This window comes from Mesorhizobium sp. M8A.F.Ca.ET.161.01.1.1, from assembly GCF_004792105.1.
Classification (GTDB): Bacteria; Pseudomonadota; Alphaproteobacteria; order Rhizobiales; family Rhizobiaceae; genus Mesorhizobium.
The window spans coordinates 1-381 of sequence record NZ_SRTD01000149.1 but is presented as its reverse complement, the minus strand read 5'-3'; the positions used below and the strand labels follow the sequence as shown (position 1 = coordinate 381).

Annotated in this window: 1 pseudogene; it reads right to left on the bottom strand. The window is 64.6% G+C overall.

Going from position 1 to position 381, the window contains the following annotated elements:
• Window positions 1-5: 5 nt before the first annotated feature.
• Window positions 6-381: pseudogene (locus EN804_RS37765) on the bottom strand (hypothetical protein); the annotation flags it as partial.

The following is a 381-nucleotide window of genomic DNA, read 5'->3' as shown; positions in this document are numbered from 1 at the left end:
CATGCTCAGCTAGGCTTCGCCCTGACGGGTTCGAGGAAATGGGCCACTTCCTGCATCCCTCGCACGAAGACGTCAACATAGTCGTCAATCTCGGACGGCTCGTCGGTCAGCGGACCGGGGATGCGCGCGAGGGCCTTTGCGGCCCGCGGATTCCGCCGTAACCGCTCCGCCATCAGCTGAAACGACCTCACATGTTCGCCCTCGGCCTCGAGCGTATCGAGACGACGCGCCGCCAAATCCTTCACCACATAGGGTGTCGTATCCGACTCGTTCGCGTCCAGGCCGGCTGCCAGGGATGCTCTGCGGATCAGACAGGGGACGCACGTTCCGCAGTGCTGCGGTGGCAGGCCTCTGTAGCGGGCTTTCGCCGGCGAGGAACAC